This is a genomic window from Halomonas sp. AOP43-D1-4, from assembly GCF_052446175.1.
GTDB classification, from domain to species: Bacteria; Pseudomonadota; Gammaproteobacteria; order Pseudomonadales; family Halomonadaceae; genus Vreelandella; species Vreelandella citrativorans.
In genome coordinates this window covers 59848-73530 of the sequence record NZ_JBQSVY010000011.1, presented here as the reverse complement: position 1 = coordinate 73530, position 13683 = coordinate 59848, and the positions used below count along the sequence as shown (strand labels likewise).

The following is a 13683-nucleotide window of genomic DNA, read 5'->3' as shown; positions in this document are numbered from 1 at the left end:
GATTCTCACAAAATTGATAAAAGACAAAACGGGCACTGCGAGATAAAACAGCAGCGCCCGTTGCATGGTGTCGTACTCGCTGCGTTATGTCGTAATACTGCTCAGCGAGATGAAGAAGCCAGCAATAGTGGCTGACATTAAATTGGACAGTGTACCGGCCAGAACGGCTTTGCCCCCAAAGCGGGCAATTTCAGCGCGACGGCTCGGTGCAATACTGCCTAAACCGCCCAACAAAATAGCGATTGAGGACAGGTTGGCAAAGCCGCACAGGGCGAAAGACAAGAAGGCCGTGGTATGAGGCGTCATTAATTGACCCGTCGCGGCAACCACCTGCTCCCCATCAATGTAGGGGGCCAGGTTAATAAAGGCGACGAACTCATTAACCACTAGCTTCTGGCCAATAAAGGAGCCCGCAACGGTGGCTTCAGCCCATGGTACACCCAGCATGAAAGCCAGCGGAGCAAACAGCCAGCCCAGGATCATTTCAAGGCTCAGCGACTCAAATCCAAACCAGCCGCCAACGCCTCCTAAAATACCGTTGATCAGTGCGATCAAGGCAATAAAGGCCAGCAGCATGGCGCCAACATTGGCCGCCAGCATTAGGCCAGAGGTAGCGCCTGAGGCAGCAGCATCCAGCACGTTGGCGGGTTTGTTTTCCTGCTCTTGAAGCTCTTCCTCGACTTTAGAGATGCTGTCGCTGTCAGTTGCGTCCTGGGTTTCCGGCATGATCAGCTTGGCGAATAGCAAACCTCCCGGGGCTGCCATAAACGACGCCGCGACCAGATACTCCATGGGAATGCCCAACTGCGCATAACCGGCAAGTACCGAACCCGCTACCGAAGCAAGGCCGCCGCACATAACGGCGAAGAGCTGCGAGGGCGTCATGCGAGCAATAAACGGGCGTACCACCAGCGGCGCTTCGGTTTGGCCTACGAAGATATTGGCGGTCGCAGAAAGCGACTCCGTACGCGACGTGCCGAGCGCCTTTTGCAGCCCGCCACCCAGAATACGAATCACCCACTGCATGATGCCCATGTAGTAAAGCACGGCGATCAGCGAGGAGAAGAAGATAATGACCGGCAGGACCTTGATCGCGAAGATAAAGCCAACGTTATCCACATCAGCCAAGCCACCAAACAGAAAGCCAATACCATCGTTGGCGTAAACCAGTACCTGGCTCACTCCCATGGAAATGGTTTGCAAAATGGTTTGTCCAAACGGCACATAGAGGACAAACGCCCCGATGGCTGCCTGGATACCAAAAGCGCCCAGCACGGTACGCAAACGAATTGACTTGCGGTCGTAAGAAAAAATCAGAGCGATGGCCACCAGAGTGACCATGCCAACCAAGCTCATAAGGAGGGTCATATGGGAATCCTTTGAGTCCGCTAAGGGGGCTCGTTTAAAGTAAGTTGAGCCTGCTTAAAGTATGTTGAGCTTGATAGAGTAAATCATCGCGTTTTGATAAGCATTCGGCGTGCCGAGCTTATTCTCCGAGTAGCGATACTGAACGCCCGTTGTGATCAAATCGCTGGGGTGCCACCACAGGCTCAGCGCACCGTTGGTGCCTACGCTTCCGGCTTTGCCACCTACATAGTTCTGCTCCAGGTAGTCACTGTCGCGGCCAAACGTTTGCTCGTGCCAGTTGGTGACGCTGAAGTTTTGATTAAGGGCGGCGAAGTCATAGCCCGCGACCCAGCCAGCCATGTAACCGTTCATGCCAGTATAGCTTTCGCTCTGAACGCGTGCTGCGCCAATAAAGGGTTTAAACCATAAACCGTTGGCGAACGTGGTGCGGTAGCCCAGGCCCAAAATTTGGTCTTGTTCGCGGCTGTTATAGCCGTAGTCACGGAAGTCGTACACGTGGGCGTAAAGCGACAGTGGGGTATCCCCCAGATAAATGTGTGACGTTACCTTGCCTGCCGTGCGGAAGTTATCTTTACCGCCGCTTGATTCATCGAACTGGTCGTTGGTCGGGTTTTCGAAATCAAAGAAACCGTAGAACTCGCCCCAGCTAAAGCCTGCGCCGCCTTCTATCTCTACGTAGGTGAAGTCACTTTTTGCCGCGTTGGAGGCCGTGCGGCGCTCGGTACCGTTAGACCAGTCGAGGTAGTTAACCGAGACATTGGCAAAGGACCAAAGAGGTGTCGTCGGCTGGGGCGGCGCATCGGCAGCTATTGCCGGTGTTGCCAGTGCCAAGCCAGCGGCTAAAACGCCAACGCTGGTGGTGAATGAAAACGTACGCATTGAGATCGGAGCAGTCATGTAAGCCTCAAGAGGGGTTGCCACAGTTTGGCCGTCGTTAGAATTATGTGGGCTGGCGGAAATGTTATAATTATAACATTGCATGTTATTTTTTTAACGCCCATTTGCAATAAACTCACACCAACGTTGCTTGGATGCCGCTATCGGGGGATAGCAGGAGGGCTTGCATGTTCCAGTCGTTAAGCTTGCGGCTTTAATGTCACGGCCATAGGCTAAGCACGCCGTTGGGTAACAAGGGTCATGGCACCCGCCATGCACGACACATTATAAAGTGAATAATAACGGTAATGAGGAGACGCCTGGTATGAGCGACCGTAGCGCCCAGCGGTTGGCATTGCTTCAGGAAACGCTTGCCGGTGGTGGTACGTTGCATTTACGTGACGCCGCTAGTTTATGCGGTGTTTCAGAAATGACCATACGCCGCGACCTTTCAACGCAGCCTTCTGCGTTAACGCTGCTGGGCGGAAGGTTGGTAATGGCAAGTTACTCAGGTAACACTCCTGCGTACGATTTGGCGGAGCAGCAAGCCAACGACTATCCGTTAAAGCACTTGCTCTGCAAGCGGGCCGCAAGCTTTATTGAAGAGGGCGATACGCTGTTTATTGATTGCGGCTCAACGCTGGTGCCGCTTTTGGGGCAGCTGGGGAATTTTCATGAGCTAACGGTGGTGACCTATGCGTTAAATGTCGCCACGGCGGTATCGACGCTACCCAATGTGCGTTTGGTGCTATTGGGCGGGCTATTTTATGCGTCATCACAATCATTTGGCAGCGATGACATGCGCGCCGCCATTGAGCGTATCGGTATCAATAAGGCATTTATTTCAGCTGCTGGGGTTGATTGCACGCGAGGCGTTAGTTGTTTTCACTTTCATGAAGTAGCCCCCAAGCAGGCGGCTATTGCCTGTGCTTCGCAGCGCTTATTAGTAATCGACGCGAGTAAAATCGGCATGATTCGCCCCGCCTATTTCGCATCATTGAACGATTTTGACATTGTTGTGACTAATGAGGGTGCTGCGCCCGCATTATTTACCCATTTTACGGGGCGTGTGCTTACCCACCTTTCTGTTTCATCTACTTATGAACAACCGCGTTAAGAGGGTGCGGCTAGGTGCGTCAAATCGTCGCTTTGATTCGTTGCTTGGATCAAAGGAAGATACGCCGGTTAGAGCGGGCCTCCTTCATGTTAGGATGTCGGTTCAATCCGCTACCTGCTTCTAATCCCGGTAGCGCATGTTTTTCCCGGAGCACAGGCAGTACCTTTGGCAGAGTGTTTTGGGAAGAGTATGGGGTGTTAGTTAGCTGACATATGGCATATCGTTTGGCTTGCTGTTTGACGGCTAGTTTTGTAACGCAACTCTGACGAGATCGCACCATGCAACAACCTTCCTACTGGCGCAGGTCAGGCACTCTGGTGCTCATTGCGCTGTGCTTGCTGCTTGCAGGCTGTAGCTCGGCCTTGATGGACCCAAAAGGTGTCGTTGGTGAAACCCAGCGTTCACTGATCCTGAGTTCATTTGGCTTGATGCTGATCGTGGTCATCCCCGTTATTGTTATGACGATAGTGTTTGGCTGGTACTATCGCCGTAGCAATACGATGGCTGAATACCTTCCTGACTGGGCGCACTCTAACTGGATCGAGGGCATTGTTTGGCTAGTTCCTGTCGTAATCGTCGCTATTTTGGGCGTAATTACCTGGAAAAGTTCACACGACCTTGACCCCCATCGCGCACTTGAAAGTGATACACCTGAGCTTGAAATCCAGGTCGTGGCACTTGATTGGAAATGGCTGTTCATTTATCCCGAGCAAGGTATTGCAACGGTAAATGAAGTGGCATTCCCGGTTGATACGCCCGTCCGCTTCCGAGTGAGCTCCGGTTCGGTGATGAACTCTTTCTTCATTCCTCGACTAGGCAGCCAGATTTATGCCATGGCAGGAATGGATAATGACGTTTATCTCGAAGCTAATGAGATCGGTACCTATAGCGGTCGTTCGACCAACTATAGCGGTGCAGGCTTCTCTGGAATGATCTTCGATGCTCACGCGACATCAGATGAAGACTTTGATGCGTGGGTAGAAGAGGTTCGGCAGTCACCACAAACGCTGACCTACCCAGAAGGCTACTCACAATTGGCTGAGCGCTCTTCGTTCAACCCCGTTGAGTACTTCGCAAGTGTTACACCTGAGTTCTATGAGCGTCTGGTCTCCAGCTTCCGTACTGGCAGCGATCCTGAAACCGACACTCAAGATGCGCCTCGCGCACCAGCTATCGATAGCAATGAAGCCTATCAAACGACCGACAACCAAGCGAGTGGCGAGGCTGAAGAAGGCCAACCTGTGAGCAATGAGGCGGGAGAGTAACCGTGTTCGGTAAATTAACCCTAGAAGCAATTCCCCTTCACGAACCCATTCTGGTTCTTGCGGGTCTCGTGGGGATTCTAGGCGGCGCGGCGTTGTTAGGCGCGCTGACCTATTTCCGTAAGTGGGGCTGGCTATGGAACGAGTGGTTCACCTCCGTTGACCATAAAAAGCTCGGTATCATGTATTTCATCGTGGCGCTTATCATGCTGCTGCGCGGTTTTGCTGATGCCCTGATGATGCGTGTGCAGCAGGCGGTCGCCGCAGGTGGTTCGATGGGCATTTTGCCGCCTGACCACTACGACCAGATCTTTACCGCCCACGGCGTTATCATGATCTTCTTCGTGGCCATGCCTATGGTTATCGGCCTGATGAACCTGGTTGTTCCGTTACAGATCGGTGCGCGCGATGTTGCGTTCCCGTTCCTGAACAACCTGAGTTTCTGGCTGTTCGCGGTTTCGGCGCTGCTTGTCAACATTTCTCTGTTCGTAGGTGAGTTCGCTACCACTGGTTGGTTGGCTTACGCGCCGTTATCGGGGATAGAGTACAGTCCCGGGGTAGGGGTCGATTACTGGATATGGGCGTTGCAGATATCCGGGATAGGTACCACGTTAACGGGTATTAACTTCTTCGTTACTATCCTGAAAATGCGTACCAAGGGCATGACTATGTTCCGCATGCCGATCTTTACCTGGACGTCGCTGTGCGCCAACGTACTGATCATTGCCTCTTTCCCGATTTTGACCGCTACTATTGCCATGCTGACGCTGGATCGTTACCTGGGGATGAATTTCTTCACGAACGATATGGGCGGCAACATGATGATGTACGTCAACCTTATCTGGGCGTGGGGTCACCCTGAGGTTTACATTCTGATTCTGCCGGCCTTCGGTGTGTTTTCAGAAGTTATCGCGACCTTTGCACGCAAGCGTCTGTTCGGTTACCACACCATGGTATGGGCAACGATCGCGATCACGATCCTGTCATTCATCGTTTGGTTGCACCACTTCTTTACCATGGGCGCAGGCGCCAACGTCAATGCCTTCTTCGGCATCATGACAATGATCATCGCCGTACCGACTGGGGTGAAAGTCTTTAACTGGCTGTTCACTATCTTCCGTGGGCGCTTGGAAATGACCTCGCCGACACTCTGGACGCTGGGTTTTATTATCACCTTCGTTCTCGGTGGTATGACAGGCGTTATGCTGGCGCTGCCGGCGGCAAACTTCGTGCTGCACAACAGTCTGTTCGTTATTGCCCACTTCCATAACGTTATCGTTGGTGGCGTGGTCTTCGGCATGATGGCGGGTCTGACCTACTGGTTCCCGAAAGCCTTTGGCTTCACGCTTGACGAGAAGTGGGGCAAGCGCTCGTTCTGGTTCTGGGTGTCAGGTTTCTACGTGGCATTCATGCCGCTATACGTACTGAGCTTCTACGGTGCTGTGCGCCGCATGAACTCATACCCGAACGCTGAGTGGCAGCCCTGGTTTATCGTTGCCTTGGTTGGTGCACTGCTGATTGCTGCGGGTATCGCTTGTACGCTCATCCAGTTCTACGTAAGCGTGCGTAACCGCGATAAGTATGCGGACGTGACTGGCGACCCATGGGATGCCCGTACGTTGGAGTGGTCAACCTCATCGCCGCCCCCGTTCTACAACTTTGCGCGTCTGCCCGTCGTTGGTGATATCGACAGCTTCTGGTCACAAAAGCAGCGTGGCAACGAGCAGTTGGACAATGCGCCTTACACGGATATCCATATGCCGAGGAACACGGTGGCCGGACCTGTCATCAGTGTCTTTGCGATGATCTTTGGTTTCGCCATGGTATGGCACATCTGGTGGCTAGCTGGGTTCAGTGCAATCGGCATGCTGGTGAGCTTCCTGATGCGGGTATCTAACGACGATATCGATTACTACGTGCCTGCTGCAGAGGTCGAGCGAATCGAACGTGCTCATCAACAACGTGTGGAGGCCCAGGCGTAATGGCTACTGAATCCCTACATCACGATGCCCATGCTGAAGAGCATGAGCACCACGATGCCGGTCCTACCAAGGTATTTGGTTTCTGGGTCTACCTAATGAGCGACTTAGTGATCTTCGGAACACTATTCGCCACCTACGCCGTGCTCATGAGGGGCACGGCAGGCGGGCCGACCGGTGCGGATATTTTTGAACTACCTTTGATTCTCTTCGGCACCTTTGCACTGCTGATCAGTAGTTTCACCTTCGGCATGGGCGTTCTGGCAATGAATGCCAATCGCGTCGGCCAGGTGAAACTGTGGCTGGGCATTACGTTCGTGTTGGGCCTGATGTTCCTGGGCATGGAAATCTATGAGTTCCATCACTTTATCCATGAGGGATGGGGCCCGGATCGCAGCGCCTTCCTGTCAGCGTTCTTTACACTGGTAGGTACCCACGGTCTGCACGTAATGTTCGGTATGATCTGGATTCTGGTCATGCTGGTTCAGTTGTCGACTAAAGGTCTGAATGATAAAACGCGTCCGCGTATCCTGTGCTTGAGCTTGTTCTGGCACTTCCTGGATATCGTCTGGATCTGTGTCTTCTCCTTCGTCTACTTGATGGGAGTGCTGGTATGAGTTCGTCTAGCCAACCGTCCGGTCACGGCACCGTAAAGTCCTATGTAACGGGTCTTGTGCTGTCGTTAGTCCTGACTGTCATTCCATTTGGCGCGGTTATGCTGGGTTCGTTCAGCTTACCCGTGAACGTGGGAATCATCACTGTGACGGCCGTTTTGCAGGTGCTGGTTCAGCTTGTGATGTTCATGCACTTGGACTTCAAGACTGAAGATGGCTGGAACATGCTTTCCTTCGTCTTTACGGTGCTGATTCTCGGCCTAGTGGTAGGAGGTTCGCTGTGGATCATGCAGCATCTACATCTCAACATGATGATCGGCTAACCAGAATGCCCAATCGGTGGCACGATCTGCTTGAGCTAACCAAACCAGGAATCATTGGCGGCAATCTCATTGCCGCCCTTGGCGGCTACTTTCTAGCCGCGCACGGTGAATTCGATCTGGTGACGTTTGCTTCGGTCATGTTGGGGATCGCATTAGTGATCGCCTCAGGCTGTGCCTGTAACAACGTGATTGATAGGGATATTGATGCTCTGATGGCGCGCACGCGCCATCGTCCTCTGGTGAGAGGAAGCGTCTCTATCACGCAAGCATTGGGCTTGTCGGCGTTTCTGGGTATCAGTGGCGTGGTCTGCCTGGCATTAGGCACCAATGGGTTGACGGTGGCCTTGGCTGTTATCGGATGGGGCGTGTATGTGGGGGTGTATAGCCTCTATATGAAGCGCAACTCCGAATACGGCACGGTAGTAGGCAGCCTGTCAGGCGCTATGCCGCCCGTGATCGGGTACTGCGCCGTGACGGGGACCTTTGACAGTGGAGCGATGGTTCTGCTGTTGATCTTCTGCCTCTGGCAGATGCCTCACTCCTATGCCATTGCGATTTTCCGCTATGCCGATTACCAGCGCGCTTCGATTCCCGTTCTGCCTGTTGTTCACGGGATCAAGCGCGCAAAGCATCATATCCTTGGCTACATTGTGGCGTTTATTCCCGCCTCATTGGCTTTGGTACTGGCAAGTCAGGCAGGTACTGGCTACCTGTGTGTCGCACTGACCATGGGGGGCTACTGGCTCTACCTGGCGATTTGCGGCTACCGGCTGGATGATGATGTACGCTGGGCCAAACGCGTATTTGGCGTATCGATTTTGACCATCACCGCGATGAGCCTGGTGATTGTGTTGGAATCCATGGTGCCAATAATGTGGGCGTGATTGACCCACACCGCTAAGTGGTTGAATGAGAAAAGCCCCGGGCAGTTAAACTGGCCGGGGCTTTTTCTTGTCTTAAAGCTTACTTACCATTGATCGCACCTGCGAAGCTTATCAGGTGCGATGACGGGGTTACGCTTCTCGCTGGCTTGCCTGAATGGCGGTCAGCGCGATGGTATAGACGATATCATCCACCAGCGCGCCTCGGGAAAGGTCATTCACCGGCTTGTTTAAGCCTTGCAGCATGGGGCCAACGCTCACTACGCGGGCACTACGCTGCACCGCTTTGTAGGTCGTGTTGCCGGTGTTCAGGTCCGGGAAGACAAAGACGGTGGCGCGGCCCGCTACGGGCGAATCCGGCGCCTTCTGCTTACCCACGCTCTCAATGGCGGCTGCATCGTACTGAAGCGGGCCATCGATCAATAAGTGCGGGGCACGCTCTTTGGCGATGCGCGTAGCTTCACGCACTTTATCGACATCCGCGCCGGTGCCTGAATCTCCCGTTGAGTAGCTGATCATGGCCACGCGCGGCTCAATGCCAAACGCTTCTGCGGAGCGAGCGCTTTGCAGGGCTATTTCAGCCAGCGTTTCGGCATCCGGGTCCGGGTTCACCGCACAATCGCCATACACCACTACCTGCTCGGGCAGCAGCATAAAGAAGATCGACGATACCTGGCTATATTCTGGCGCGGTCTTTATCAGCTGAAACGCCGGGCGCACGGTGTTAGCGGTGGTGTGGATAGCACCCGAGACAAGGCCATCGACTTCATCCAGCTGGAGCATCATGGTGCCAAGCACTACGTTATCCTGTAGCTGGGCCTCAGCGGTGAGTTCGTTAAGCTTGCCACGCCGACGTTCTACCATGGGCGCGATATAGTGGGCACGCGTGCTTTCGGGGTCGATAATCGTCAACTCGTCGGGCAGTGCTAAACCGCGGTTACGCGCCACTTCCTCGATGTTTTCACGACTGCCCAACAGTACGCAGTTGGCAATGCCGCGCCGCTGACAAATAATCGCTGCCTCCACCGTGCGGGGTTCGTCGCCCTCCGGCAGTACGATCCGTTTTTTTGCGTGCTGCGCCTGCTTGACCAACTGATAGCGAAACGCCGAAGGCGATAAGCGCCGTGCGTAGCCGTGGCTTAACTTGTCTTTTAGCCATTCAAGGTCGATATGGGCAGCGACAAAGCGCGCCACCTGCTCGGCACGCTCGAAATCATCAACGGGAATTTCGCTGCTAAGCTGGCTCAAGTTTTGAGCGGTGGTCAGACTGTCGGTTTCAACCGCCAGCACGGGCAGGCCGGTTCTAAGTGCTGGGCGACACATCTCAATCATATTGTCGTTAGGCAAAAAACCATTGGTCAGCAATATGCCCGCCAACTGAGTACCGTTCATGGTCGCGAGGGCGGATGCCAGCACGAAGTCGTCACGGTCGCCAGACGCCACCACCAGGCTACCGGGTGTAAAGATATGCAGGGCATTTGCGGCGCTACGCGCACACAGGCTTGTCGACATTACCCGGCGGCTTGCCGCATCGCCTTCATTCAGCACCTTGGCACTCAGTGCCCGTGCTACGTCCAGCGTGCGGGGGGCATTGAGTGTTTTGCTGTAAGGTACAATGCCGATTAGGTGAAAACTGTCGGTGGCCAGTGACGGTGAATAGCCGCGAAGCTCGTTAAGTACCGACTCTTCAAGCTGCGGTTTAATAGTGCCCGGTGCTGCCGAAAGGTCATCTTCCTGGCCGTAAGGCAGGTTTTTCATGCGCATCAGGATGCCGCCCAGCGTTCGGGTCGAGCTAACCCCGCCAAAGCTTCTGGCGTGCATATCAAGCTCATCAGCAAGTGCCTGTGGCTCGTTTAAATCCCCGGTGCCCACCAGAATGATGCGGGCATTAAGTGCATGCGCCAGTTGAGCATTGGTTTGCGTCGCGTACGTGGTGTACTGGGTGGGCACTACGCCTTCCACTACGACTAAATCCAGCGCATTACCGTCCCGCTCAGCCTGCTGCGTTACCTGTTCATAAAGCTCGACCACATTTTCCAATAGCTCATCGGTTTGGTCATCGCGTAGCAGGCGCTCCAGCCGGGTTTGTGAGATCGGCGAAGGCGGGCGCAGGTTGAGCGTGCGAGACACCAGTGCCGTTGAGCGATCAAGGCCCGGGCCGTTCAGCTCTTTTTGCATAAACGGCTTCAAAAAACCGGCTTTAAGGCCAATGGTGTCGAGCGCCTGAATCAAGCCTAAGCAGGCCGAGGTTAACCCGGCCCCCATGCTTGTGGGCACTAGAAGAATGGCTTGGGGTTGAGAAGGGGACGAACTCATGCGTGGGCCTCCAGACATTGACGTGTTTCCATTGCGATACGGCCTTCTTCGTCGGTAGGGATGACCCAGGCTTCGGGGCCCTGATGATTTGCCTTGTCCAGCTTGCCCTCTTTGCCGCGAATCATCACGTCATTGCTCGCCTCATCAAGAGCAAAGCCAAAGTGAGGCAGCAGGCTGATAACGCGGCTGCGTACCAGAGGAGAGTTCTCACCGATGCCGCCGGTAAAAATGACGCCATCAAGCGTCGGCAGTGCGCAAGAGAGAGCAGCAAGCGACTTGGCAATGCGGTAGCAAAACACGTCTAGCGCCAGCATGGCTCTTGCATGACCCTGCTCGGCTGCTTCCTCGACTTCGCGCATGTCGTTGGTTAAGCCAGAAAGCCCCAATAGCCCGCTTTGCTTATTCAGCACATCATCAATCTTGTCCATCGACCAGCCCAGCTGGCGGTGTAAATGGGCGTGCAAGCCTGGGTCGACGTCGCCGCTGCGCGTGCCCATCACCAGGCCTTCCAGTGGGGTAAGCCCCATGCTGGTGTCCAGGCTTTGATTATTCCACACCGCTGCGGTGGAACAGCCGTTGCCCAAGTGGGCTGTTAACCAACCGCCCGCACCGCGAGGGCTAAGCTCGGCTGCACGCTGGCTAACAAAGGCGTGGCTAGTGCCATGAAACCCGTAGCGACGAATGCCGTGTTCAGCGTAGAGGCTCTCTGGCAGGGCATAGCGGTAAGCTTTTACGGGGAGGGTTTGGTGAAACGCGGTATCGAATACCGCAACCTGAGGTAGTGCTGGAAATATCTTTTGGGTAGCGCTGATGCCTGCCAGATTGGCAGGGTTATGCAGAGGCGCCAACGCGGCGGTGGCCTTAATCGCACTGATGACATCGCTATCGATCAAGGCGGCCTGAGTAAACTTCTCTCCGCCATGAACAATGCGATGCCCAATAGCGCCCGGAATGCGTCCTTCCAGGCTGTTTAAAATGGCGTTGAGCGCTTGAGTATGATCAGCGTTGGGGAGTGCATGGCTAAAGCTTCCCCCCGCGCTATTTATTCCTTTTAAGCGGGCATCGGCGCTGCCTAAGCGCTCTGCCAAGCCTGCTAAGCGCGGGGCATCAGGGGCCGGATCGATCAGTGCGTATTTAATAGAGGATGAACCACAATTAATAACCAGCACCGGTGCATTCATAAAGAATCTACCAAAAGAGTAAAGGTTTAGTTTGTACGTTAGTGTGACAGGCGGCAAGGGGCATTAACGTAGGCGGATATTTGTTTAGCCATTCGACTCAAATCCGGGCATGCTTGGCGGTTAACGTTCTTTTGCTGCCTGGAGCCTATGACTACGTCCTCGTTACCCAACCACATGCCGCGCCACTTAGCCATTTTGCTGCTAATGACCGTTGGCACCATGTTCGCTGCCAACCATGTATCGGCCAGGCTTGCCTTTGATAACGGTACAGGGTTACTGCTGGCCGTATTAACGCGTTCCGGGGTAGCCTGTTTGATCCTGCTCGCCCTTGTGATCGTTCAGAAGAAACGCTTATGGCTGCCTTCGGGCACTTGGCCCTGGCAACTGGTGGTAGGTCTTCTTATCACCATTCAAAGTGTCAGCCTTTATTCAGCGGTTGCGCGGCTTCCTGTCGTTATTGCGCTACTGTTGGTCAATACCTTCCCCATTCAGTTAGCACTATTGAGTTGGGCGCTGGGCGGGCCGCGTCCGTCGCTTCGCAGTTGCCTTATTATGGGGACCATTTTAATCGGGCTGTTGGTCGTGCTGGATATTCCTGCTTGGCTTTCCAGTGCTGACAGTATGGGGCCGGAATGGGTCGCCGGTATTGGATTTGGTTTGCTGGCCGCGTTCGTTTTCGCCTGCGCGCTATGGGTTACCGAGCACCGTTTATCCCAGGTAGGCAGCACGCTGCGCAGTCTTTTAACCATGCAAACCGTGTTTTTCGCCATGGTAATCGGTGGGGCTTTAGGTGTCGTGCCTGGTGGTATGAGCCTACCTGACAATAGCCAAGGCTGGGTGGGTTTGGGGCTTTTGGCGCTGCTTTACGCCACCGCGTTCTCGACACTGTTTATTTTTGTGCCGCGCCTGGATATGGCGCGCAACGCCCCGGTCATGAATATCGAACCTGTCGCCTCTTTGGTGATCGGTTATTTCGTATTAGGGCAAACGCTAAGCCCCGGCCAGTTACTGGGTGGGGCGGTCGTGGTGGGTGGTATTGTCGCACTTAGCCTATCCAAAGGGCGGTAAACGTTGCGTTCTTTTCGGACATGTACCACAATGAATCTGTGTAAGGAAACACTGTTTTTTAACGGAGGTACAAGACGATGAAGATGACCGTATTATCACTCACTTCTGCGGCACTCTTGGTCGGCGCAGGTGCATTCGCTGCATCAGCACAGGCACAGCAATCATTGGGTTACCCTGAAGGTTACGTGGCGGGCGACGCCATGTTTTGGAACCTTGACCCTGACCGCGGTTCCTCACGTAACGATGTAGGCCTGCGTTTACGCGGCGGCGCGCAGTTCAATGATTACTTCGCGCTCGAAGGGCATCTGGGTACCGGTGGCTCCGATGGTGATACCAAGCTGGATTACCTGGTAGGTGCTTACGCAAAAGGCATCGCGCCTATTACCCCCAATGCACGCCTTTATGGTCTGGTCGGTGTCACTGAAGTGGATTTCGACCACGACAGTGAAAGCGGTTTCTCCTATGGCGCGGGCGGTGAAATTGATGTCGCCAACAATCTGGCCATCAGCGCTGATTACATGCGTTATCTGGACAAGTCTGCCTACGATTTCGATGCCGCAAGTGTGGGCTTAAAATACCGTTTTTAATGATTAACGCTTAAAACGCGTTAGTGGTGTATCCAACCCCAGGGCCTTTTGGCTCTGGGGTTTTTTTATGGGATTTTTTCTGCAGGCAGCCAAAGGGGCTACTCAATAACG

Annotated in this window: 12 protein-coding genes; 8 read left to right on the top strand and 4 right to left on the bottom strand. The window is 54.1% G+C overall.

Annotation, left to right across the window (positions count from 1 at the left end; translation table 11 throughout):
• Positions 1-84 precede the first annotated feature (84 nt).
• Both ACT3RQ_RS13340 and ACT3RQ_RS13335 read right to left on the bottom strand, forming a co-directional pair.
• Positions 85-1368, bottom strand: coding sequence for a NupC/NupG family nucleoside CNT transporter (locus tag ACT3RQ_RS13340; RefSeq protein WP_172118017.1), 1284 nt, complete (start codon positions 1366-1368; stop codon positions 85-87).
• A 54-nt stretch (positions 1369-1422) separates the two neighbouring features.
• The gene (locus ACT3RQ_RS13335) at positions 1423-2265 is read right to left on the bottom strand and encodes an outer membrane protein OmpK (protein ID WP_444622372.1); all 843 of its coding nucleotides are present in this window, start codon (positions 2263-2265) and stop codon (positions 1423-1425) included.
• A gap of 304 nt (positions 2266-2569) precedes the next feature.
• Here ACT3RQ_RS13335 and ACT3RQ_RS13330 point away from each other — a divergent pair, with 304 nt between their 5' ends.
• The 6 genes from ACT3RQ_RS13330 (at position 2570) to cyoE (ending at position 8423) form a co-directional block, all read left to right on the top strand.
• Positions 2570-3361, top strand: coding sequence for a DeoR/GlpR family DNA-binding transcription regulator (locus ACT3RQ_RS13330; protein WP_444639261.1), 792 nt, complete (start codon positions 2570-2572; stop codon positions 3359-3361).
• Between the two features lie 278 nt (positions 3362-3639).
• On the top strand, positions 3640-4626 hold the full coding sequence (gene cyoA, locus ACT3RQ_RS13325) for a ubiquinol oxidase subunit II (RefSeq protein WP_193054003.1): 987 nt from the start codon (positions 3640-3642) through the stop codon (positions 4624-4626).
• Positions 4627-4628: 2 nt separating this feature from the next.
• Positions 4629-6605, top strand: a complete 1977-nt coding sequence (cyoB, locus tag ACT3RQ_RS13320) for a cytochrome o ubiquinol oxidase subunit I (protein ID WP_193054004.1) — start codon at positions 4629-4631, stop codon at positions 6603-6605.
• A complete protein-coding gene (gene cyoC, locus ACT3RQ_RS13315; protein ID WP_193054005.1) occupies positions 6605-7219 on the top strand; it encodes a cytochrome o ubiquinol oxidase subunit III in 615 nt (204 codons plus the stop codon). The genes cyoB and cyoC overlap by 1 nt, the downstream gene beginning before the upstream one ends.
• Positions 7216-7539, top strand: a complete 324-nt coding sequence (cyoD, locus tag ACT3RQ_RS13310) for a cytochrome o ubiquinol oxidase subunit IV (RefSeq protein WP_087108378.1) — start codon at positions 7216-7218, stop codon at positions 7537-7539. Before cyoC ends, cyoD begins: the two co-directional genes overlap by 4 nt.
• Positions 7497-8423 carry a heme o synthase gene (gene cyoE, locus ACT3RQ_RS13305; RefSeq protein WP_444639260.1) on the top strand — a complete coding sequence of 309 codons (927 nt, stop codon included), beginning with the start codon at positions 7497-7499 and terminating at the stop codon, positions 8421-8423. Before cyoD ends, cyoE begins: the two co-directional genes overlap by 43 nt.
• Positions 8424-8552: 129 nt before the next feature.
• Here cyoE and pta read toward each other — a convergent pair whose 3' ends face one another.
• A complete protein-coding gene (gene pta / locus ACT3RQ_RS13300; RefSeq protein ID WP_444680646.1) occupies positions 8553-10736 on the bottom strand; it encodes a phosphate acetyltransferase in 2184 nt (727 codons plus the stop codon).
• Positions 10733-11917, bottom strand: coding sequence for an acetate/propionate family kinase (locus tag ACT3RQ_RS13295; protein WP_444680645.1), 1185 nt, complete (start codon positions 11915-11917; stop codon positions 10733-10735). Before ACT3RQ_RS13295 ends, pta begins: the two co-directional genes overlap by 4 nt.
• Before the next feature lie 147 nt (positions 11918-12064).
• Between ACT3RQ_RS13295 and ACT3RQ_RS13290 the strand changes: the two genes are divergently transcribed.
• Both ACT3RQ_RS13290 and ACT3RQ_RS13285 read left to right on the top strand, forming a co-directional pair.
• Entirely contained in the window at positions 12065-12985 is a 921-nt protein-coding gene (locus ACT3RQ_RS13290) for an EamA family transporter (protein ID WP_444680644.1), read from the top strand.
• Positions 12986-13062: 77 nt separating this feature from the next.
• Positions 13063-13572 carry a porin family protein gene (locus tag ACT3RQ_RS13285; protein WP_444639257.1) on the top strand — a complete coding sequence of 170 codons (510 nt, stop codon included), beginning with the start codon at positions 13063-13065 and terminating at the stop codon, positions 13570-13572.
• The last annotated feature ends 111 nt before the right edge of the window (positions 13573-13683 follow it).

Excerpts from the sequence above, each read along its gene's own strand:
- ACT3RQ_RS13340 (WP_172118017.1), bottom strand. The coding sequence starts at position 1,368 with ATGACCCTCCTTATGAGCTTGGTTGGCATGGTCACTCTGGTGGCCATC.
- ACT3RQ_RS13335 (WP_444622372.1), bottom strand. The coding sequence starts at position 2,265 with ATGACTGCTCCGATCTCAATGCGTACGTTTTCATTCACCACCAGCGTT.
- ACT3RQ_RS13330 (WP_444639261.1), top strand. The coding sequence starts at position 2,570 with ATGAGCGACCGTAGCGCCCAGCGGTTGGCATTGCTTCAGGAAACGCTT.
- cyoA (WP_193054003.1), top strand. The coding sequence starts at position 3,640 with ATGCAACAACCTTCCTACTGGCGCAGGTCAGGCACTCTGGTGCTCATT.
- cyoC (WP_193054005.1), top strand. The coding sequence starts at position 6,605 with ATGGCTACTGAATCCCTACATCACGATGCCCATGCTGAAGAGCATGAG.
- cyoD (WP_087108378.1), top strand. The coding sequence starts at position 7,216 with ATGAGTTCGTCTAGCCAACCGTCCGGTCACGGCACCGTAAAGTCCTAT.
- pta (WP_444680646.1), bottom strand. The coding sequence starts at position 10,736 with ATGAGTTCGTCCCCTTCTCAACCCCAAGCCATTCTTCTAGTGCCCACA.
- ACT3RQ_RS13295 (WP_444680645.1), bottom strand. The coding sequence starts at position 11,917 with ATGAATGCACCGGTGCTGGTTATTAATTGTGGTTCATCCTCTATTAAA.
- ACT3RQ_RS13290 (WP_444680644.1), top strand. The coding sequence starts at position 12,065 with ATGACTACGTCCTCGTTACCCAACCACATGCCGCGCCACTTAGCCATT.
- ACT3RQ_RS13285 (WP_444639257.1), top strand. The coding sequence starts at position 13,063 with ATGAAGATGACCGTATTATCACTCACTTCTGCGGCACTCTTGGTCGGC.